Source organism: Streptomyces sp. NBC_00038 (assembly GCF_026343635.1).
Lineage (GTDB): Bacteria > Actinomycetota > Actinomycetes > Streptomycetales > Streptomycetaceae > Streptomyces.
The window spans coordinates 4,316,288-4,337,866 of record NZ_JAPELQ010000001.1 but is presented as its reverse complement, the minus strand read 5'-3'; the positions used below and the strand labels follow the sequence as shown (position 1 = coordinate 4,337,866).

Annotated in this window: 17 protein-coding genes; 6 read left to right on the top strand and 11 right to left on the bottom strand. The window is 70.0% G+C overall.

What is annotated here, in order from left to right; translation table 11 throughout:
* Positions 1-204: 204 nt before the first annotated feature.
* Entirely contained in the window at positions 205-1,548 is a 1,344-nt protein-coding gene (locus OG219_RS19600; RefSeq protein ID WP_266828247.1) for a UDP-glucose/GDP-mannose dehydrogenase family protein, read from the bottom strand.
* A 188-nt stretch (positions 1,549-1,736) separates the two neighbouring features.
* Between OG219_RS19600 and OG219_RS19595 the strand changes: the two genes are divergently transcribed.
* Together OG219_RS19595 and OG219_RS19590 are read left to right on the top strand one after the other, a co-directional pair.
* Positions 1,737-2,894 carry an acyl-CoA dehydrogenase gene (locus tag OG219_RS19595; protein WP_266828245.1) on the top strand — a complete coding sequence of 386 codons (1,158 nt, stop codon included), beginning with the start codon at positions 1,737-1,739 and terminating at the stop codon, positions 2,892-2,894.
* Positions 2,895-3,024: 130 nt separating this feature from the next.
* Positions 3,025-3,387, top strand: a complete 363-nt coding sequence (locus OG219_RS19590) for a four-helix bundle copper-binding protein (RefSeq protein WP_266828243.1) — start codon at positions 3,025-3,027, stop codon at positions 3,385-3,387.
* 80 nt (positions 3,388-3,467) lie between these two features.
* Here the strand turns inward: OG219_RS19590 and OG219_RS19585 are convergent, their stop codons facing one another.
* Complete coding sequence (locus OG219_RS19585; RefSeq protein WP_266828241.1) at positions 3,468-4,739, bottom strand: LCP family protein; 1,272 nt, start codon at positions 4,737-4,739, stop codon at positions 3,468-3,470.
* A 120-nt stretch (positions 4,740-4,859) separates the two neighbouring features.
* On the opposite strand from OG219_RS19585, the gene OG219_RS19580 reads away from it, so the two are divergent.
* Positions 4,860-5,408 (top strand): acyl-CoA thioesterase, encoded by a 549-nt coding sequence (locus OG219_RS19580; RefSeq protein WP_266828239.1) that lies wholly within the window; start codon positions 4,860-4,862, stop codon positions 5,406-5,408.
* 34 nt (positions 5,409-5,442) lie between these two features.
* Here OG219_RS19580 and OG219_RS19575 read toward each other — a convergent pair whose 3' ends face one another.
* Entirely contained in the window at positions 5,443-6,945 is a 1,503-nt protein-coding gene (locus OG219_RS19575) for an LCP family protein (RefSeq protein WP_266828237.1), read from the bottom strand.
* 83 nt (positions 6,946-7,028) lie between these two features.
* On the opposite strand from OG219_RS19575, the gene OG219_RS19570 reads away from it, so the two are divergent.
* A complete protein-coding gene (locus tag OG219_RS19570; RefSeq protein WP_266828235.1) occupies positions 7,029-8,057 on the top strand; it encodes a glycosyltransferase family 2 protein in 1,029 nt (342 codons plus the stop codon).
* Positions 8,058-8,111: 54 nt separating this feature from the next.
* Here OG219_RS19570 and OG219_RS19565 read toward each other — a convergent pair whose 3' ends face one another.
* The 4 genes from OG219_RS19565 to OG219_RS19550 form a co-directional block, all read right to left on the bottom strand.
* Positions 8,112-9,938 (bottom strand): LCP family protein, encoded by a 1,827-nt coding sequence (locus tag OG219_RS19565; RefSeq protein ID WP_266828233.1) that lies wholly within the window; start codon positions 9,936-9,938, stop codon positions 8,112-8,114.
* A gap of 123 nt (positions 9,939-10,061) precedes the next feature.
* Positions 10,062-11,813, bottom strand: coding sequence for an LCP family protein (locus OG219_RS19560; RefSeq protein WP_266828231.1), 1,752 nt, complete (start codon positions 11,811-11,813; stop codon positions 10,062-10,064).
* Positions 11,814-12,061: 248 nt separating this feature from the next.
* Positions 12,062-13,357, bottom strand: a complete 1,296-nt coding sequence (locus OG219_RS19555; protein ID WP_266828229.1) for an LCP family protein — start codon at positions 13,355-13,357, stop codon at positions 12,062-12,064.
* 232 nt (positions 13,358-13,589) lie between these two features.
* Positions 13,590-14,345 (bottom strand): TIGR03089 family protein, encoded by a 756-nt coding sequence (locus OG219_RS19550; RefSeq protein WP_266828227.1) that lies wholly within the window; start codon positions 14,343-14,345, stop codon positions 13,590-13,592.
* 128 nt (positions 14,346-14,473) lie between these two features.
* Here OG219_RS19550 and OG219_RS19545 point away from each other — a divergent pair, with 128 nt between their 5' ends.
* A complete protein-coding gene (locus OG219_RS19545; RefSeq protein WP_266828225.1) occupies positions 14,474-15,886 on the top strand; it encodes an N-acetylmuramoyl-L-alanine amidase in 1,413 nt (470 codons plus the stop codon).
* Positions 15,887-16,033: 147 nt separating this feature from the next.
* On the top strand, positions 16,034-17,116 hold the full coding sequence (locus OG219_RS19540; protein WP_266828223.1) for an NDP-sugar synthase: 1,083 nt from the start codon (positions 16,034-16,036) through the stop codon (positions 17,114-17,116).
* A 271-nt stretch (positions 17,117-17,387) separates the two neighbouring features.
* On the opposite strand, the gene OG219_RS19535 is transcribed toward OG219_RS19540, so the two are convergent.
* The 4 genes from OG219_RS19535 to OG219_RS19520 form a co-directional block, all read right to left on the bottom strand.
* Positions 17,388-18,389 (bottom strand): DNA-3-methyladenine glycosylase, encoded by a 1,002-nt coding sequence (locus OG219_RS19535; protein WP_266828221.1) that lies wholly within the window; start codon positions 18,387-18,389, stop codon positions 17,388-17,390.
* Between the two features lie 66 nt (positions 18,390-18,455).
* Positions 18,456-19,787 carry a coenzyme F420-0:L-glutamate ligase gene (locus OG219_RS19530; protein WP_266836152.1) on the bottom strand — a complete coding sequence of 444 codons (1,332 nt, stop codon included), beginning with the start codon at positions 19,785-19,787 and terminating at the stop codon, positions 18,456-18,458.
* A 128-nt stretch (positions 19,788-19,915) separates the two neighbouring features.
* Positions 19,916-20,875: a 2-phospho-L-lactate transferase gene (gene cofD, locus OG219_RS19525; RefSeq protein ID WP_266828219.1), complete on the bottom strand. Its 960-nt coding sequence runs from the start codon at positions 20,873-20,875 to the stop codon at positions 19,916-19,918.
* A gap of 86 nt (positions 20,876-20,961) precedes the next feature.
* The gene (locus OG219_RS19520; RefSeq protein WP_266828217.1) at positions 20,962-21,450 is read right to left on the bottom strand and encodes a cysteine dioxygenase family protein; all 489 of its coding nucleotides are present in this window, start codon (positions 21,448-21,450) and stop codon (positions 20,962-20,964) included.
* Between the last annotated feature and the right edge of the window lie 129 nt (positions 21,451-21,579).

The following is a 21,579-nucleotide window of genomic DNA, read 5'->3' as shown; positions in this document are numbered from 1 at the left end:
CCTGGGCGGCTCGGGCCCGGGCATGGCCCGACACTGAGGCGCGTCGCGGGAATTCCCGCGACGCGCCTCCAGGAAATCACCGTAAATGCAGCCGAGCCTTCACCGAATCTGCGGGAATTCCCGGAACTACCTCGAACCCGTCGGGAATTCACGGAACTCGACCCGGCGGTTCTCCGACCGTGCGCGGCCCGAAAGGACGGCCTTTCAGGCTGTCGGCCGCCCCATCGCGCGGTACGTCCACCCGGCCCGCCGCCACGCCTCCGGGTCGAGCGCGTTGCGCCCGTCGAGGACCAGCCGCGTCGTCACGGCCTCGCCAAGGACCGCCGGGTCCAGCTCGCGGAACTCACGCCACTCGGTCAGGTGCAGTACGACATCGGCGCCGCGTACGGCCTCTATGGCGGAGTCGGCGTACGCGAGCGTCGGGAAGAGCCGGCGCGCGTTGTCCATGCCCTTCGGGTCGTAGACGGTGACCTGGCCGCCCTGGAGGTGGATCTGCCCGGCGACGTTCAGCGCGGGCGAGTCCCGGACGTCGTCCGAGTCGGGCTTGAAGGCGGCACCGAGGACGGCGACCCGCTTCCCCAGGAACGACCCGCCACCGAGCGCCTCCCGCGTCAGCTCCACCATCTGCCCGCGCTGCCGCATGTTGATCGAGTCGATCTCGCGCAGGAAGGTCAGCGCCTGGTCGGCGCCCAGCTCACCGGCGCGGGCCATGAAGGCGCGGATGTCCTTCGGCAGACAGCCACCGCCGAACCCGATCCCGGCCCGCAGGAACTTCTTCCCGATCCGCTCGTCGTGCCCGATGGCCTCGGCCAGCTTGACGACGTCGCCGTCGGCGGCCTCGCACACCTCGGCCATGGCGTTGATGAAGGAGATCTTGGTCGCGAGGAAGGAGTTCGCGGAGGTCTTCACCAGCTCGGCGGTCGGGAAGTCGGTGACCACGAACGGCGATCCGGCCGTGACCGGCGTCGCGTACACCTCGCGCAGCAGCTTCTCGGCGCGCTCACTGCGTACGCCGACCACGATGCGGTCGGGGTGCAGCGTGTCGCCCACGGCGAAGCCCTCGCGCAGGAACTCAGGGTTCCAGGCCAGCTCGGCGTCCTCACCGGCGGGCGCGAGCTCCGCGAGCCGGGCGGCCAGGCGCTCCGCCGAACCGACGGGCACGGTGGACTTGCCGACGACGAGGGCGGGGCCGTGGAGGTGCGGGGCGAGCGACTCGAAGGCGGCATCGACGTACGACATGTCGCACGCGTACTCGCCGTGCTTCTGCGGCGTGTTCACGCAGACGAAGTGGACGTCCCCGAACTCCCCGACCTCGGCCCAGTCCATGGTGAAGCGCAGCCGCCCGCTGGACCCCTCGATCCCCGCGACATGCTTGCGCAGCAGCTCTTCGAGCCCCGGCTCGTACATCGGGACCTCGCCCCGCTTGAGCATCTCGATCTTCTCGGGCACGACATCGAGCCCGAGGACCTCGAAGCCGAGCTCGGCCATGGCCGCGGCGTGGGTGGCGCCGAGATAGCCGGTGCCGATCACGGTGATCTTGAGGGCCATGGGTACTCCTGAGGTGTACGGCGGGGATGCGCGCCCGAGCATATCCGGGGCATGCGACGGCCCCTCAACGGGCAACTTTCCCTCTGTCGCCAAGCTCACGTATCCCTGACGTGGGCGGGCCCCTAAAATTTGGGTTACTTAACGGTAGTTAGCACCACCGTCACAGCATCCTTGGAGCGTGAGAGACCTTGGCCGGATCGGCTGATTTCGACCTGTACCGCCCGTCCGAGGAGCACGACATGCTCCGTGACGCGATCCGTTCGCTGGCCGAGGCGAAGATCGCGCCGTTCGCTGCCGCGGTGGACGAGGAAGCCCGTTTCCCGCAGGAGGCCCTGGACGCCCTGGTCGCCTCCGACCTGCACGCCGTGCACGTGCCCGAGTCGTACGGCGGCGCCGGCGCGGACGCCCTTGCCACGGTGATCGTGATCGAGGAGGTGGCCCGCGTCTGCGCGTCCTCCTCCCTCATCCCGGCGGTGAACAAGCTGGGCTCGCTCCCCGTGATCCTCTCCGGCTCCGAGGACCTCAAGAAGAAGTACCTGGGCCCGCTCGCCAAGGGCGACGCGATGTTCTCGTACGCCCTCTCCGAGCCCGACGCCGGTTCGGACGCGGCGGGTATGAAGACGAAGGCGGTCCGCGACGGCGACTTCTACGTCCTCAACGGCGTGAAGCGCTGGATCACCAATGCCGGCGAGTCCGAGTACTACACGGTGATGGCGGTCACCGACCCGACGAAGCGCTCGAAGGGCATCAGCGCCTTCGTGGTCGAGAAGTCGGACGAGGGCGTCTCCTTCGGCGCCCCGGAGAAGAAGCTCGGCATCAAGGGCTCCCCGACCCGCGAGGTCTACCTCGACAACGTCCGCATCCCCGCCGACCGCATGATCGGCGAAGAGGGCACCGGCTTCGCCACCGCCATGAAGACCCTGGACCACACCCGCATCACGATCGCGGCCCAGGCCCTCGGCATCGCCCAGGGAGCGCTGGACTACGCCAAGGGCTACGTCCAGGAGCGCAAGCAGTTCGGCAAGCCCATCGCCGAGTTCCAGGGCATCCAGTTCATGCTCGCCGACATGGCCATGAAGATCGAGGCCGCCCGCCAGCTCACCTACGCGGCAGCGGCGAAGTCGCAGCGCGGCGACAAGGACCTCACCTTCCAGGGCGCGGCGGCCAAGTGCTTCGCCTCGGACGTCGCGATGGAGGTCACGACGGACGCCGTCCAGCTCCTCGGCGGGTACGGCTACACCCGCGACTACCCGGTCGAGCGCATGATGCGCGACGCGAAGATCACGCAGATCTACGAGGGCACGAACCAGGTCCAGCGGATCGTGATGGCCCGCAACCTGCCGTAAGGGCGGATGCGGGGGAGGGGCCTTCCCGAGCCCCTCTTCCGCCTGCCGTCCGATGGCGGGGTCGGCCGGGACGGCGTACGACGGAAGGGCACGGGACCCCGCTCAGGGGCCCCCACCCCCGGGAGAAGTCATGACCCAGACCGGAAACATGACCGCGATGAGCAAGGCGATGCAGGACTGCGTCGAGGCCTGCATGTCCTGCCACGCCGTGTGCGAGGAGACCATGAGCTCCTGCATGCAGATGGGCGGCCAGGCCCAGATGCAGGTCATGCGCGCGCTCATGGACTGCTCCGAGATGACCCGCATGTGCGCCGACATGATGATGCGCCGCTCGCCCATGTCGGCCGAGATGTGCGCCATGTGCGCCAAGGCCTGCGACATGTGCGCCGAGGCGTGTATGTCGATGCCGGACGACCCCCAGATGATGCGCTGCGCGGAGTCCTGTCGCCGCTGCGCCGAGATGTGCCGGGCGATGGCGGGCGCCTCGATGTGACCGCCGCCTGAAACGAGTGAAGGGCACCCCCTCGGGTGCCCTTCACACGTTTCCTGGCTCAGTCGCCCGGAACGCCCGGCTCAGTCGCCCGTAACCGTCACCTTCTCGTCGTTCTTCAGCTCGTTCACCAGCGTCTTGACCTTGGCCTTGTCCCAGAGGAGGTTGCCATTGGAGGAGCCGGAGATCGGCATGTTCATCGACGTGCCGTCGCCGCCGCTGACGCTCTTCATGGCCCAGAACATGTCGGCGAGGTCGAACAGGCTCATGTCCTTGTCCACGATGAGGCTGTCGAGGCCGGCGCCCATGGTCGGGTAGAGCTTGAAGGGGTTCAGGACGGTGCCCGGCGTCGCGACCTGGTTGGCCAGCGCCGAGAGGAACTTCTGCTGGTTCTTCGTACGGTCGAGGTCGCTGCCCGCGAGCGCGTAGCGGGTACGGACGAACGCGAGGGCCTGCTCGCCGTTGAGGGTCTGCTTGCCCGCCTCGAAGTCGGCGCCGGACTTGGTGTCCTTCATGCCGCCCTTGGGGATCTCGATCTCCACGCCGCCGACCGAGTCGACGATGTCCGCGAAGCCCGCGAAGCCGATCTCCACGTAGTGGTCGATGCGCAGCCCGGTGTTGAACTCGACGGTGCGCACCAGCAGTTCGGGCCCGTCCTCCGCGTACGCCGCGTTGAGCTTCACCTCGCGGCCCGTGCCCTCGTACGTCTTGCCCGACTCGGAGCCCACGAAGGTCGGGATCTCCACGTTGGAGTCACGCGGCAGCGAGATCAGCGTGGAGCCGTTGTCGCCGGTGTGCAGGATCATCATCGAGTCGGTGCGCTTGCCGTCGGCGGAGCCGGTGTGCAGCTCCTTCTTCTCCTCGGCGGTCATGCCCTCGCGGCTGTCGGAACCGACGATCAGGTAGTTCGTGCCCGCGCCCGCCTCGGGGCGGTCGATGACCTTCGAGAGATCCACGTCACGGTTGAGCTTGGAGTCGGCCCAGAAGTAGGTGCTGACGGAGACCACGACGAGCAGTGTGACCAAGGTGATGGCGGTCCACTTGATCCGTCGGCCCCAGTTCGGCGCGCGGCGCGGACCCCGTCCGCCGCCCTGCCCGCCCGGTCCCTGCGGTCCGCCGCCGTTCGGCGTGCCGTAGACCTGGCCCGAGTTGTAGCCGTTGTCGTACTGGTCGCCGTACCCCTGCCCGTCGACGTACGTCGGCTGCTGGGGCACCCCGCCGTACGGCGGCGCGGACGGACCGGGACCCGGCTGGCCACGGCGGACCTGCCGCATGACGCGCGCGCTCTCGGGCTGTGCGCCTGCGCTGCCGCGTCCGTAACGGTTGTTGCGGTTCTCGTCGGGCCAATCGTTCATGCGGACCAGTGTGCAGTGCCGCACTGTGCGCCATACAAGAGAGTGAGCAGATTCATGCCAGGCCTGTTGCAGATCTGATGCAAAGCGGACCTTGTACGCCCCCGGCATAAGGTGGACGCCATGACAGACCAGGCCTCCACCCCGGAATCCGATATTCCGGGCAAGCCGACCTCAGCGTCCCGGACCACCCTCAGTCACATCATGAGCCACAACGACACCAACCTTCTGGGGACGGTGCACGGCGGTGTGATCATGAAGCTCGTGGACGACGCGGCGGGCGCGGTGGCCGGACGGCACTCCGGCGGGCCCGCCGTCACCGCCTCCATGGACGAGATGGCCTTCCTGGAACCCGTCCGAGTGGGCGACCTGGTCCATGTGAAGGCCCAGGTGAACTGGACCGGTCGTACGTCCATGGAGGTCGGCGTCCGCGTCCTGGCCGAGCGCTGGAACGAGTCCACGCCACCCCAGCAGGTCGGCTCGGCCTACCTCGTCTTCGCCGCGGTCGACGCCGACGGCAAGCCGCGACCGGTGCCGCCGGTCCTCCCGGAGACCGAGCGCGACGAACGCCGTTACCAGGAGGCCCAGATCCGCCGCACCCACCGGCTGGCCCGGCGCCGCGCGATCCTGGACCTGCGCGAGAAGCGCGCGGCGGAGGGCCTGGACGAGTAGCGGTACGCGTGGTGACGAGTGGCAGCAAGCGAGGTCACGGGCAGACCACCTGGTCCCCCGTCACCACCCCGAACTCCCCCTGCTGCTCATCTTCCGCCCGCACCTTCCGCACCTCCTTGAAGTCCGCCCCCGCGGTCACCTTCAGGAGCGGCCCCCGCCCCTTGACCGCGCGCAGTTCGCAGCCCGGCAGAGCGGCCGCGAGGGACTTCGCGGAGCGGTCCCAGCGGGGGTCGTACGAGACGATCGTGCGGCGCAGGGTGCGGTCCTGCGCGTTGAGAGGCTGCCCGGTGGTGCGGAACCCGGTGGCGGCGAGCGCGCTGTCGACCCGCTTGCCGAGGCCCGCCGTGGCCGTCCCGTTCTCGACCTGGACGCGGATCTGCTGCGGGGCCACATCGACGCGCAGGGCGTTGCTGCGGGGCTTGTGCGCCGCGAGCGGCCGGTCGTCGCGCAGGGCCTGGAAGAGCTTCTTCGACTTGACCGGGTCCCACTTGAGCGTCGAGCCGACGCCCTTCACGGCGTATCCCATCTGCCCGATCGGCACGGTCGTGAACTCGGACGAGGAGGGTGAGAAGTCCCGCATCGCCCGCCCGAGGTCGAGCAGTTCGTCCGTGCCGAACCCCTTGTCCGCGCGGACCGAGCCGAGCACGGCCCGGGTGACGTCGCGGAACTTCATCGGGTTCAGCAGCACCCCGGACGAGGTGGCCCGCGCGATCAGCGCCGCCAGGAAACGCTGCTGGCGCTGCATCCGGCCGAGGTCGGAGGAACCGTCGGCATGGCGGGAACGGACGTACTGGAGCGCCTGCCCGCCGTTCAGCCGGTGCGAGCCCGCCGCGAGGTCGAGTCCCGTGTACGAGTCCTTCAGCGGCTTCGTCGTGCAGATCTCCACACCGCCGAGCTCGTCCACCGTCTTCATGAAGCTGGTGAAGTCGACCTCCAGGTAGTGGTCGATCTTCACCCGGGTCATGCTCTCGACCGTGCGCACGGTCAGCTGCGGCCCGCCCTCGGCGTACGCCGCGTTGATCTTGATGGGGTGCGGGCCGTGCTTCTCGCCCGTGACCTGATTGGTGTGCGCGGGCGTCTCGGCGTACGAGTCGCGCGGCAGGCTCACGACGCTGGCCCGCTCCCGGTCCTCCGAGATGTGCACGATCATGATCGTGTCGGTGCAGTGGCAGGGCGCGCCGCCCAGCCGGTACTTGCGCCGCTCCGCCTCCGTGATCTTGTCCCGGCCGTCGGTGCCGACCAGCAGCACGTTCATCCCGTGGCCGGCCTCGGGACGGTTCTTCATGTCCTTGAAGGGGTCGACCCGGGCGATGTCCGCGTCCAGGCTGGTGACCACCGCGTGCCCGATGCCCGCGGCGGCGAGCACCACCACCGAGAGCGTGGTCACCGCCCGCATGGCCCAGCGCGGCTTCTTGCGCCGTACGGGCGGCCGCCGGGAGGGGGAGGGCCCCGGTCGGCCTGGAGGGCGTGCGGGGGAGCGGGGCGGCGTGGGCAAGGGGGCACCTCCGCGAAGGCCGAACGTGGGATCCGTGAGCACCGTAGGCCCATACGATCTGCGGCCCGGGGCGGAGGGAGGGCGGCGCGCGACCGTGTCCCCCATTCGCGGTAACGTGACGTCCGATGAGCGAGAAGTCTGACGTGCGGTCCCCCGCCGTTTCTGTGATCATGCCCGTCCTCGACGAGGAGCGGCACCTGCGCGGGGCCGTCCAAGCGATCCTGGCGCAGGAGTACGACGGCGAGATGGAGGTGGTGCTCGCCATCGGCCCGTCCTCGGACCGTACGGAGGAGATCGCCGCCGAGCTCGTGGCCGAAGATCCGCGCGTGCACACCGTGCCGAACCCGGCCGGCCGCACCCCCGCCGCGCTGAACGCGGCGATCAAGGCGTCCAGCCACCCCATCGTCGTACGCGTCGACGGCCACGGCATGCTCTCGCCGAACTACATCGCGACCGCCGTACGCCTCCTCGCGGAGACCGGCGCGCAGAACGTCGGCGGGATCATGCACGCCGAGGGCGAGAACGACTGGGAGCACGCGGTCGCCGCCGCGATGACCTCGAAGATCGGCGTGGGGAACGCGGCCTTCCACACGGGAGGCGAGGCCGGGCCCGCCGACACCGTGTACCTCGGTGTCTTCCGGCGTGAGGCCCTTGAGCAACAGGGCGGCTACAACGAGGAGTTCATCCGCGCCCAGGACTGGGAGCTGAACTTCCGGATCAGGGAGGCGGGCGGCCTCATCTGGTTCTCGCCCGAACTGCGGGTGTCGTACCGCCCGAGGCCCTCCATGCGCGCCCTCGCCAGGCAGTACAAGGACTACGGGCGCTGGCGCCATGTCGTCGCCCGCTACCACGAGGGCTCCATCAACCTGCGCTACCTCGCCCCGCCGACCGCCGTCTGCGCGATCGTGGCGGGTGTCGTGGTGGGCGCGGCGCTGACCCCCTGGGGGTTCGTGATCCCCGGCGGCTATCTCGCGGCCATCGCGCTCGGCTCGCTGCCCGCGGGCAGGGGGCTGCCGCTGAAGGCGCGGCTCCAGATTCCTCTCGCCCTCGCCACGATGCACATGTCGTGGGGCTGGGGCTTCCTCACCAGCCCGAAGGCGCTCGCGAAGAGGGTCATCGCGTCGCGGCGTCCGGCGGTGCTCAGCTCCAACTGAGGTCGTAGGTGAACGAGTTGGGCCCCTCTCTGCGCAGAGAGGGGCCCAAGTCTCTTACGACCAGGTGTAGTTCGGGTTCACGTGCATGCAGGCCTCGTCGTTGGCGCCGTTGAGCGCCTCCGCCGTGTCCGGAGTCGTGTTGTCCTCCGCCTCGGCCTTGTACGTCGTGCCCTCGCGCCAGTCGGCGCCGACCACGAGCGTGACGCCCGAGACGTCCGTCGACTTCTCCACCGAACTCAGCGGAATCCCCAGGGCCTTGGCGACCCGCTGGGCGTCACCCTCCAGGTCGGCGCTCGGGTACTGGATCAGCGTCTTGTCCTCGGCCGTCGCTTCCGTCCGCTCCGCCGAGGCCTGGGTGAAGCCCTTGCCGACCAGCAGCTCGCTCACATCGCTCGCACGCCCGCTGACCGGGGCCAGCGTGGACGTCCGGGTGCCGTTGAGCACGGCCACGCCGATCTTGTCGTCCGCGGCGGCCGGATCGGTCGAGGCCTCTTCCGTGGTCGTCTTCTTCTTGTCCTTGCCGTCCAGCGCAATGTCCTCGCGGACGAGGCGGAAGAGCTTGGTCGCGTCGTCCGTGGGCTCCACGTGCACACCGACGTACCGGTTCGGCATCGTGGTCATCGTGATCCGCTTCGGCTCGACCTTCTTCAGCTCGTTGCCGAGGTCGTAGAGCTTGTCCACCGTGTCCAGGCCCTCGTCGACGATCAGCGCGTCGGTGGCCGCCTCGGCGAGGCTGAACAGCTTCTTGGGGTTGGTGACCGTGGCGTTCTCGCGCAGCTGACGGACCATCGCGTTCATGTACTGGTGCTGAGCCTTGGCGCGCGCCAGGTCGCTGCCGTCCTCGAAGCCGTACCTGGTGCGCAGCCACTGCAGGGCCTTCTTGCCCTTGACGTACGTGGTGCCCTCCTCCAGCTTCAGCCCGGAGCCGTGGCCCTGACTGTCCCTGGACTCGATGTTGGCGTCCACACAGACCGGGACGCCGCCGATCGCGTCCGCCATCGAGACCACACCCGAGAAGTCGATCTGCATGAAGTGGTCGATGTGGATGTCGGTCAGCTTCTCCCAGGTGGCCACTGTGCAGCCGGGGCCGCCGCGGCCGAGTGTCCGGTTGGTCAACGTGCGAACGGTGGTCGCCGCGTACACCTCGCCGTCGTCCGGGTCCGTGCACTTGGGGATGTCCACCAGGGTGTCGCGCGGCATGCTGACCACCGACATGTTGGTGCGGTCGGCGGAGAGGTGCAGCAGCATCTGGACGTCCGCGAGCGGGGTGGAGCCGAACGTCTCCTTCGCGCCGCCGAGTTCCTGGTTCTCCTCGGTGTCCCGGGCGTCCGAGCCGATCAGCAGGATGTTCAGCGGGGTCTGGCCGGCGGCGTTCGCCTCGGACTTGGCGGCGCGGTCCTTCTCGTCGCCGATGTTCAGCTTGTCCTTCTTGATGTTGTCGTTCAGGTGCTGGTAGTAGAGATAACCGGCACCCGCGGTGCCAAGTATCAGGACTGCCAGGACCATCGCCGACCAGCGCAGTATTCGGCGTTTGCGGCGCGGGCGCGACCCGCCACCGTGCCGGCCGGCGCGCCCGCCGTGCCCGCCGCTCCCCTGCGGCTTGAGGGGCATCGTGTCCTCGGCCGTCCGGCCGCCGGTTCCCGGGACCGGAGCGCCGCCGGCTGCCACCGGGGCCGACGGATCGCCGCCGGCCGCGACTGAGGCCGCCGGACTGCCGTCGCCGGTCCGGCCGGCATCGCTCTCGGCGCCCTGACCGGAATCGCCGTCGGCCCCCCGGACGGGCTTGCCGCTCCCGTCGTACAGGCTGTCGTCCCAGCCCAGCTCACCGGCCCCCCGGCCGTTTGAGCGTCTTCCCTCCCCGCGCACACCACTTTGCGCCATCTTGCTGCCCCTCCCCACCCTGCGCCTGACAAACGGGCCCGTCCCGCGTCCGGTTGAACGTTTGCCGCGCCCGAATCGAACGCGCTCACGTCCTGTTGGACGCATGACGGACCCGTTAGGTCATCAGCTGGCGCACACAGTTTTGTCCGCCGTGGACTTCTCGACCGTCGAGGGCGCCGTTGTCGCAGCGGTCATGGAGACCCCCGCGCCCTTGAAGTCCTTGCCCAGGGTCAGCACGATCGCGGGCAGACCCTGTGAGTTCGTCTCGCTCTTGCCCGGCTTCATCGCCGAGCCGGACAACCCCATGAGATCCGCCAGCTTGCGCGCCTGATCGGCCTGGTCGGGCGAGTACTCGAGGGTCGTCTTGCTCAGCGTCTCCTCGGCGTTGCCGAGCTGGCTGGACTTGGTCACGCCCTCATCATTCTGCAGCCAGTTAAGAGTCTCCTGTGCGGAGCCGGCCTCGGCGCCGCCGTTGTAGATGTTGACCCGGATGTCGGCGGCGGCGGACTGGGTGCCCTTGAGCCGGGCGGCCACCGCGGCGGCCTCCTTCTTCTCCTGCGCCTTCACCTCGGTGAACGACACGTCGTCCTTGATCATGTCGAAGACCGGCTGGGAATCCGACGGGTGGACGACGACCGTCACCGGGGTCTCCTCGGCCGGGTTGTCGATGACCGGCGTCGTGAGGAAGGTGATGTTCTTCGTCGGCACCTTCTTCAGCTCCAGGGCCACGTCCTTGAGCGTGCTGACCTTGCCGAGACCGGTGTCCACGGTCAGCGCCTTGGTGGCGGCCTCGGCCAGCTTCAGCAGCTTGGTGGGGCTGGTGAGGGTGTCGCTGGAGGACATCTTGCGCATCAGCGAGGCCAGGAACTGCTGCTGGACCTTGATGCGGTCGAGGTCGCCCGAGTTGCCGAAGGCGTGCCGGGTACGCAGGAAGGCGAGCGCGGTCTCGCCCTCGATCGTGTGCTTGCCGGCGGAGAGCTTGAGCTTCGAGTCCTCGTCGTCGACGTCCTTGGCGAGACAGACCTCGACGCCGTCCACCGCGGTGGTCAGCGTCTTGACCGCGTTGAAGTCGGCCATCATGAAGTGGTTGGGCGTGATGCCCGTGACTTCCTTGACCGTGCGCATGGTGCAGCCCGCGTCCCGGCCGGACTGGCCGAGGCTCGTGTTGAAGCGGACGCCCGTCGATCCCTTGATGATCTTGGTGGAGCCGTCCTCCTGCTTCGTCTCGCAGTCCGGGATGTCGACGATCAGGTCGCGCGGAATGCTCAACGCGGTCGCGTTCGTACGGTCCTTGGAGACGTGCAGCAGGATCGTGGTGTCGGCGTGACCGACGCTGCCCGAGTCCCCGTACTCCTCGTTGCCCTCACCGGTGCGCTTGTCCGTACCGATGATGAGGATGTTGAAGGCCTCGTCCTTGCTGAAGCTGCTGGAGGCCGCGTTGCCGACGTCCGTCGTGGTGACGTTGCCCTCAAGGTGCTTGAGGTAGAAGTACCCGGCGGTGGAGGCGGCGACCAGCACGAGGGCCATCGTGCCGCCGGTCCACAGCAGTATCTTCTTCGCCTTCGACTTCTTCGGCTTCGTACGCCCCCGCCGGCGCCCTGGAGGCGGCTCGGCGGGCGTGCCACGGCGCCTGCGCGGCCCCGGCACATCGGTGTCGGGAACGCGGCCCGGAGCCTCGCCGGGCTCGCGGACCGGCGCGCTGCGTGAGCCCGTTGGGACGCCCCCCGCGCCACGGGCCGATCTGCGAGGACCGGGGACTGGTGATTGCGGTGCGGAAGGCCGCAGTCGCAGTTCGTAGTCGCCGGTGTTCGGGTTGAGTACCCACTGGTCTGCGGGGTCGATATCGTCCGCCCGCCCACGGCCTTGCGCGTCCACGGTTGCTTAAGTCCTCCGTCGGGGCCACGCGGCGCCTTATCCCCCTACAAAAGGCGCTCGGTCAGTCGGTCCAGCAGTGCCCGACCGCAGGACAGACCTGAAGACCGGGGGCACCGAGTCGCTCACACTATCCGCCCAGTTCAGCGTCAAGCGACGACAGTGACAAATTCCACCTGCCTACAACTGGGCAATCCGCCCTATTTCTCAGAGAGTTCTTAGCTCAGCAGTTCCCCACCTTGACGTGGGCTTTACCCGCACTCGTCCTCGGCCGCCGTGTTCCCCCGGAAAGTCGGCGCGGGATCGGGGCTCCGCGGGACTCCGACGGGTCCCTTTCCGCCCGGTTTTCCGTCCTCGTAGGACTCGGCGTAGGAGTCGTCGTAGGACTCGCCGTGGGGCTCCTCGAAGGACCCCTCGAAGGAGGAGTCGTACGAGCTGTTTGTGGCGGAAACCTCCGGAAGGTCCTTTGTGACCGAGATCGGCGCGTCCGCACGCAGCCGCGTGAAGAGTTTCTCAGCTTCGGGTTCCACGAGCTGGTCGCGATTGGCGTTGTAGGCGTACGACGTCCGGGGCACCGTCAGGAACTGCACCCGCTCCGTGGGGATGTTGCGCATGCCGCGCACGAGGTCGTACAGCCCGCGCAGGTTCGCCAGCGCCGGGTCCGTGGTGAGCGACGAGGTGGCCGCGTCGAGCACGGGATAGAGCCTCGTGGGGTTGAGCAGTACGTCGTTGCTGCGCACCTTGTTGACGAGCGCGCCGAGGAAGCGCTGCTGGCGGTCCATCCGGTCGGTGTCGCTGCCGTCGCCGATGCTCTTGCGGGCGCGGACGTAGCCGAGGGCCTGTTCGCCGTTGAGCGTCACCTTGCCTGCGGGCAGCTTCAGCTGGGCTTCCTTGTCGTCGATCGGCTCCTTCAGGCACACCCGGACGCCGTCGACCGCGTCGACCATCTCCTTGAAACCGTTGAAGTCCACGACCATGTGGTGGTCGACGCGGATGTTCGTGAGTTTCTCGACGGTACGGATCGTGCAGGCCGAACCGCCCGTCTGGAAGGCGTAGTTGAACATCGCGAGCATCGGCTCGGTCCGGGTGCCGTCCGGGCGGCGGCAGCTGGGCACGTCCACCATCAGGTCGCGGGGGAGGGAGACGGCGGTCGCGCTGCGCCGGTTCGCGGCGAGGTGCAGCAGGATCGTGGTGTCGGACCGCTCGGTGCCGGAGTCCCGCCCGTACTTCGCGTTGCCGTCCCCGGCCCGCGAGTCCGACCCGATCAGCAGGATGTTCTGCGCGTCGCGCACCAGAGCGGTGGGCCGTTCCTTCTCGTACCGGGCCAGCTCGGTCGCCGCGTCATTGTCGGCCGTGATGTTCGCGTTCAGCTTCTCGTACGCCGCCCAGCCCACCCCCGCGGCACCGACCACCACGACCGCGACACCGATCGCCGTGTAACGCAGCCAGCGCCTGCGGCGACGTATGAGCCCGGCGCCGGTGGGGGTGGCACCGAGCCCCGGCCCCAGCGCGCCGCGTCCGGAGGACGTGCCTGCGGTGTCGGTCACGTCTGAGTCCACCCCTCATGGCGTACGAGCGTGTCCTGCTCTTACGACCATGGCGCGGGGCGGGGCGCGGGGCGGGCGGTGATGGGCCGAACGGGGGATGCCTGAGCGGCCGGACCGCTACCGCTGTGGGCAATCGTTCCGCAGGGCGGAACGGGTGGGCACAGCCACCAGCGCCGGGTGCCGTGTCGCCGACGCTCCCTGGTGCCGGGGTGGCCCGGTGCCTGCCGGAGGGCTAGCGAGCCGTCGCCGTCACCCGCTCACTCTCGATCCGCTTGGCCAGCGCGTCCTCGCCAAGCTCCTCAAGATGGCGGCACAACACCACGGACCCCCCGGTGGCGAGCGCCGAGTACAACCCCGCGCTGAGCCCCTCCCAGGTGTCGTACGGCAGCGCCGACAGAATCCGGGACCCGGGCCCCGTGATCCCAAGCGCAGCCGCGTCCGCACGCGCCCGCTCCACAACCTCCGCGCTCGTGTACTCCGCCCCGGCAACGATCAGCGCCGCCACCTCCGGATCCACAGGCGCGTACGCCTGGAACCTGTCCCCCTGCGTCGGCACCTCGACGGCGTAGTCGGCGTACCCGGCGGGCGGCGTCGGAAAGCGCCGCCCCAGCGGCGCCAGCGACAGCGCGATCCGGTCCCCGGAGCAGGCGAGGCCGGCCTCGAACTCGCCGGGCCCCGCGACGACGTGGTCCGCCGCGCCGGGGTCGCCCCCGACATCCGCGACGACGCCCACCGACGAACACGCGAGCAGCCAGACGGCCGTCTGCCAGTGCGCGGGCAGCAGCAGCGCGACGCGTTCGCCGGGCTCGGCCGACAGTTCGTTCTGGAGCAGGTTGGCGGTCTTGGCCACCCAATTGGCGAAGGTGGCGACGGACAATTCGATCCGTTCGCCCGTGGCGTCGTCGTAGAAGGTCACCAGGGGGCGCGCGGGGTCCGCGGCGAGCGCGGATCGCAGCAGGTCGGCGGGGGTGCGGTCGGTGGCGTTCACGCGGGCAAGCGTACGCGGGGCGGAGTGCCCACCGGACCCATCGGGCCACCGGTTCGGACGAGTGGAACCCGACGGCCCGTCAATTCCCCGATAGACAGATATGTATGACTATGTCCAGGATCAGGGGCATGCGTGGATTCCTTGCTTCCTCGGTCGGCGTCACTTGCGCGGCCGCTCTCGCCCTTCCGCTGGCCCTGTCCGCTCCGGCGCAGGCCGGCCCGCCGGCGGTGACGTCCGAGCCCGCCGTCCCCGGCAGCACCCAGTCCCTGCCGCTCGTCCCGCTCGCGGGCGAGCGCTCCCTCGGCTCCGCCGCTCCCCAACAGGGGCTCGCCAGACGTGACGTACGGCCCTTCTCGCTCGTCGGCGTCATCTGGGACAACCCGGACAGCGAACTGCGCGGCCGCGTCCAGGTCCGTACCCGGTCCGCCGCCACCGGCCAGTGGTCCGGCTGGCAGGACGTCGAGACGCACAACCACGAACACGGCGCCGACCCGGACAGCGCCGAAGGCGGGTCGGGCCGGCTGCGTGGATCCACCGCGCCGCTGTGGGTGGGGGACTCCGACGGCGTCGAGGTACGCGTCCAGGCGGAGATGGACGAGCGCGCGCCGGTGGTGAGCGACTCGCCGCTCCCCAGGGGGCTGCGTCTCGAACTCGTCGCGCCCGGCGCGGACGCCCTCTCCGCAGGCGCGCAGCCGGACGTCCCACGCGCCGGTGCACAACAGAGCCTGCCGCGCGCCGACGCGCAGATGCGCGCCCCGCGGGCCGGCGCACTCTCCGCCGTGTACGCCGCCGTACCCGCCGGCAACACCGGTCTGGAGCCCACGAGCGCCAGCGACATCCCCGAGCTGTCCTCGGACGTGATCCCCGCGCTCTCCCAGCAGGAGACCGAGCGCGAATTCCTCGCCGAGCGCCCGGACGAGCAGCGCGTGAAGCCGTACATCGGCCCACGCCCGCGCATCGTCACGCGCAAGGGCTGGGGCGCGAACGAGGATCTGCGCGAGCGCGGTTTCGTCTACACGAAGAAGGTCAAGGTCGCCTTCGTGCACCACACCGCCTCGGGCAACAACTACACCTGCTCGCAAGCCCCTTCGGTCATCCGCAGTATCTACCGCTACCACGTAGTGAGCAGTGGCTGGCGGGACATCGGCTACAACTTCCTCGTCGACAAGTGCGGAAACATCTACGAAGGCCGGGCCGGGGGCGTGGCGAAGGCCGTCATGGGTGCCCACACTCTCGGTTTCAACACCGACAGCATGGGGATCGCCGTCCTCGGCAGCTTCGGCAAGACGAAGCCGTCCGGTTCCGCCGTCACAGCCATCGCGAAGCTCACGGCGTGGAAGCTTGGCCTCTTCGGAGCCAATCCGAACGGAAAGACATATCTGAAGTCCGGCGGTGGCAATCTCTACAAAAAGGGAAAGAACGTACGACTGAACGTGATCTCCGGCCATCGGGACGGGTTCAGCACGGAGTGCCCGGGCTGGCAGCTGTACAGCAAGCTCGGCTCCGCCCGGAAGACGGCGGCCAAGTACCAGGGCAGGTAGCAGGGCACGCAGCACGGCAGGCAGCACGGCCGAGCAACACGGGAGGAACCGCACCGTCGGCCGTCGAAAGCGCCATCGAACGGTCTGCATACACTGGCCGGCCGAAACAACAGTTCGGCCGGTCCCGGCAGGAAGCAGAGACGACAGGTGACAGAAGCGATCCTCCTGGTCGGCGGCAGAGGCACCAGGCTGCGCCCGCTCACGGTGCACACCCCCAAGCCGATGGTTCCGGCGGCCGGGGTCCCGTTCCTCACCCACCAGCTGGCCCGGGCGAAGGCAGCGGGCGTGGAGCGCATCGTCCTGGCGACCTCCTACCTGGCCGAGGTCTTCGAGCCGTACTTCGGCGACGGCTCCTCGCTCGGCCTCCACCTCGAGTACGTCACCGAGGACGAGCCCCTCGGCACCGGCGGCGCCATCCGCAACGTGGCCTCCCGCCTGCACTCGGGCCCCGACGCCCCGGTCCTGGTCTTCAACGGCGACATCCTGACCGGGCTGGACATCCAGGCCCTGGTCCGCACCCACGGGACGACGGGCGCGGACGTCTCCCTCCACCTCACCCGTGTCGAGGACCCGCGCGCGTTCGGCCTCGTCCCCACGGACGCCACCGGCCGCGTAACTGCCTTCCTGGAGAAGCCCCAGACGCCCGAGGAGATCGTCACCGACCAGATCAACGCGGGCGCGTACGTCTTCCGCCGCTCGGTCATCGACACGATCCCCGCCGGCCGCCCGGTCTCGGTGGAACGCGAGACCTTCCCGGACCTCCTCGCCACCGGAGCCCACCTCCAGGGCATGGTCGACTCCACCTACTGGCTCGACCTGGGCACCCCCCAGGCCTTCGTACGCGGCTCCGCCGACCTCGTCCTCGGCCGCGCCCCCTCCCCGGCCGTCCCCGGCCGCTGCGGCGACCGCCTGGTCCTCCCCACCGCCACCGTCGCCCCCGACGCCAAGCTGACCGGCGGCACAGTGGTCGGCGAGGGCGCACACATCGGCGAAGGCGCCCGCATCACAGGCAGCGCCATCCTCGCGGGCGCCGTAATCGAACCCGGCGCAGTCATCACCGACTCCCTAATCGGCGCCCGAGCCCGCATCGGCGAACGCTCCATCCTGGAAGGCGCGGTAATCGGCGACGGCGCACACATCGGCCCGGACAACGAACTCCGCGAGGGCGTACGGGTGTGGTGCGACGCGAGGATCCCGGCGGGCGCGGTGCGGTTCTCTTCGGACCAGTAGCCAGTAGAGGGACGAGCCTCTCGGACGCCGGACGGGGAGATCTTTCAGCCTGTCCGGAGTTTCGAGGGCGAGGTGGTGCCGTCCCGATCCCCCACCCACCCGTGGGGGCTGCGCCTTTCAGCCCGGGCCAGGCATCTCCAGCCCGTCCGGCGTTTGAGGACGAGCCCTTCGGGCGAACGGGGGTCTGGGGGCGGAGCCCCCAGGGACAAGGGACGGGTAGGGGCGGAGGGGGCGAAAACCCCCGAGCTCAGCTCAAGCACCGGGCGCCAGGTCAAAGCCGCCCGATATCCCCCCGAGGCATCTTCGGCATCCGCCGAGCCGGCGTCCGCCCGGACAACAGGATCAACCGAGCCGCCCGATGCCGCTGCCCCGCATAGGGCGCGAGCAACGACAACATCACGGAGTCGTCCGCGTCACGGTCACCCGCCAGCGCGTACCCCACGATCCCAGGCAGATGAAGATCCCCCACGGTCACGGCATCCGCCGCCCCATGACTGCGCTGCACAACCTCCGCAGAGGTCCACGGCCCCACCCCGGACACCAACTCCAACCGAGCCTGAGCCCGCCCGGGATCGAACGCCACCGCCTCCTCAAGCCGCGCAGCAACCCGCACGGCCCGCAAAATCGTCGAAGCCCGCTTGTCGTCCACCCCGGCCCGATGCCACTCCCAGGAGGGAATCAACGCCCAGGTCCGAGCCGCAGGCATGACACACATCCGCTCCGGCGCAGGCCCGGGCGCAGGCTCCCCGTACTTCCGTACGAGCAACCGCCAGGCCCGGTAAGCCTCATCGGTGGTCACCTTCTGCTCGAGCACGGACGGAATCAGCGACTCCAGCACCAGCCCGGTACGCGTCAGCCGCAACCCCGGCCGCCGATGCCGGGCGACCGCGACCAGCCGGTGCCGCGGTTCGAAGGCATCCGGGTCGTCCAGGGCCCCGAGCAGCTCCGGAAGCTGATCGAGCAGCCACTCGGCCCCCGCCCCCCACGCCTCGCCGCGCACCACCCCGCCCCGCAGCGCGACCCGCAGGGTCCCCGGCCCGGCAGGGGTCCGGCAGGCCCGCCACACGGACCCGTCCGGCGTCGTACGGAAGGTCGGATCGCCCGGCCCACGCCGCAGCGGCCCGAGCACGAGCCCCAGATCGAGAGGCCAGGACGGCGTCCACGTACGACTGCGTCCGGGCGTCGCCGTCTGTCGCGGTATCCCGCCGGGCACCACGACATGCCCGCCGCGCACAGTCGTACGCGTCGGCCGAGGAGCGAATCGTCCAGCCACGAATGAGGTCCTAGCGCTTGGGGTGCCTTACGAGGGTAGGCGGTCCGACTCCCCGGAAAGCCTGACTCACCGCACCTCGATGAACGCCCCCGCGTCCCGCTCGGGCCGAGCCCTGGGCTCCTCCGCCGCGTGCCCCACGGCCACTGCCCCCATCGGATCCCACCCCTCCGGCAGCCCCAGCACCTCCCGTACGACATCCCGGCAGAACATCGTCGACGACACCCACGCGGAGCCGAGCCGCTCCCCGGCGAGCGCGACCAGGAAGTTCTGTACGCCCGCCCCGGCGGCGACCACGAACATCTCGCGCTCGGCCCCGTCCCGCCGTACGTCGCCGTACGTGTGAGCCCCGTCCATCACCAGACACGGCACGACGAGGTACGGGGCCTTGCGCAGCACATCCCCCCGCCGCACCCGCTTGGTGATCGACTCCTCGGCCTTCCGATCCCCGCGCAGATCCGCGATCCAGGCGTCCCGCATAGCGTCGAGGAGCCGTGTCCGGGACTCCTCGGACTCCAGGAGGACGAACCGCCAGGGAGTGGTGTGATGCGGCGCGGGCGCCGTGACGGCCGCCGCCACGGCCCGTCGTACGGCACCGGGGTCGACGGGCTCGTCGGTGAAGGCCCGCACCGTACGCCGCTGGGTCACGGCCTCCCGTACGGCCTCCGAGGTGCCGAGCCGGAACATGTCGTCGCGCCCGCCCCGCACCATCGCCCGCGCTCCCTCACCGTCGTCCTCGGCCACCACGTGCGACAGCCCGCGCACGACGGCGACGGGCAGCCCGGCGGACTTGCCCTTGATCAGGTCACCGGCGGCGGCCAGTTCGTCGGCGGTGGCGACGACGGTCGCGCTCAGCGGATTGCCGTGGGCGTCCGTGCCGCCGCGCAGATCGTCGAGCACGTGTACGCCCGCGGCCCCGATGGCGACATCGGTGAGCCCGGTGCGCCAGGGCCGTCCGAAGGTGTCGGTGATCACGACACCGACGTCCACGCCGAGGGTGTCCCGCACCCCGTCCCGAATCGTCCGCGCGGACGCGTCGGGGTCCTCGGGGAGCAACAGCACAGTCCCGGCGGGGGTGTTGGAGGCGTCGACTCCGGCGGCGGCCATCACGAGCCCCTGCCGGTTCTCGACGATCCGCAGAGTCCCGCGGCGCGCCACGACCCGTACGGTCTCGGCGTCGATGGCGGCCTCACGGTCGACGGCCTCGACGATCCGCCCCTCCGCCTTGGACACGATCTTGGAGGTGACGAGGAGCACGTCACCGTCGACGAGCCCGGGCTCGGCAGCGGCGATGAACTTGGCGAGGTCGTCGCCCTCGCGAACCTCGGGAAAGCCGGTCAGCGCCCAGACCCGATAGCCGGGAGAGGCGGCCGGGGCGTCGGCGTCCGGACGCCCGGACACCGCGGAGGCCGTGCGAGCTGCGAGCCCGTCACCGGCCCCGCGCTCCGGCAGGCCGTCACCCAACCCGCCCGCAGAGCCTGCGGAGCCCGTGGAGGCGGCAAACCCCTCCTCCGGAGGAACCCGTCCGCTCAAGGCGCCCGCACCTCCTCCGCCAGCGTCAGCGCCTCACGGGCCATCTGCGCCGTCGCGTCGAGGTCGGACATCATCAGCGGCACGGCCCGGCAGCGGATCCCGGCCGTCTCCACGCGTTCCACGACGGACGCGTCCACCGTGTCGACGAGCCAGCCGTCGAGGAGCCCCGAGCCGTAGTGCTCGGCGACCGCGGCGGCCGTGGACTCGACGCCCACCGCTGCCAGCACCTTGTCGGCCATGCCGCGTACGGGCGCGTCGCCGACGATGGGGGAGAGGCCGACCACGGGAACGCCCGCGTCGGCGATCGCCTCCCGGATGCCGGGCACGGCGAGGATCGTGCCGATGGAGACGACGGGGTTGGACGGCGGGAAGAGGATGACGTCCGCCTCGGCGATGGCTTCGAGCACCCCGGGCGCGGGCTTCGCCTGCTCGGCGCCGACCGGCACGATGGCCTCGGCCGGCACGGAGGCCCGCAGCCGCACCCAGTACTCCTGGAAGTGGATCGCCTTGCGCTCGCCGTCGACCTCGACGGCCACATGCGTCTCCACGCGGTCGTCGGACATGGGGATGAGGCGGACGCCCGGCTTCCACCGGTCGCACAGCGCCTCGGTGACGGCGCTGAGCGGAAAGCCCGCCCCCAGCATCTGCGTCCGCACGATGTGCGTCGCGAAGTCGCGGTCGCCGAGCCCGAACCACTCGGGCCCGACCCCGTACGCCGCGAGCTCCTCCTTCAGGTGGAAGGTCTCGTCCGCCCGCCCCCAGCCCTGCTCCTCGTTGATGCCGCCGCCGAGTGTGTACATCACCGTGTCGAGGTCCGGGCAGACCTTCAGCCCGAAGAGGTGGATGTCGTCCCCGGTGTTGCCGATGACCGTGATGTCCGCGTCCGGCGCGGTCCGCTGAAGACCACGCAGGAACCGGGCACCACCGATGCCGCCTGCCAGAACCACAATGCGCATGGGAATCAGTCTTGCAGGCGGGTACGACAACGCGTCAGGCGGTTACGGGACCTCGCGTCAGATGGCTACGTCACTTGCGTCAGGCGCTACGAGACCTCGGCGACGGCGCAGCGCGCGGCGTGCATCGGCATCTCGGTCAGACCCGGGTAGTACACGTGCAGGCTCACGGCCGGTTCGAGGGAGTCGTTGACGACCTCGTGGACGTAACCGGGCGCGAACACCCTCTGTGAACCCGTGCCCAACGCGCGCGTGCCCCGCTCGGTGCGCTCGGTCAGCGCGCCGTCCAGGACGGTCAGTACGCCGGAGGAGCCGCCGTGGTCGTGCAGCCCGCTGCCCTGCCCGGGCACCCAGGAGAGCAGCCACACCTCGTAGCCGGGGCCGGTGCGGAGCCGGTGGTACCAGCGCGAGGTGGCGTCGTACTGGACGAGGTGCTCCCACTGGGAGCGGTCGGCGGCGATGGAGCGGGCCAGGCCGACGAACTCGGCCACGGTGGCGGGGTGCTCGCGCGGCGGCTGGAGCAGGTGCGGTACTTCGAGGATGTCGCCGGCGATCTGGAGGTCGCTGTCGCTGTTCATGGGGTGCGGTGGTTCCTCGGCGGGAGAGTGCTGGGGTGTCGCGGACCATTTCCGCTCGGGTTACGAGCGGGGGTGTCGCCCGGTTACGGGCGGGGAGTCGCGCCCGTACGGATCTACGGAGCGGACGGC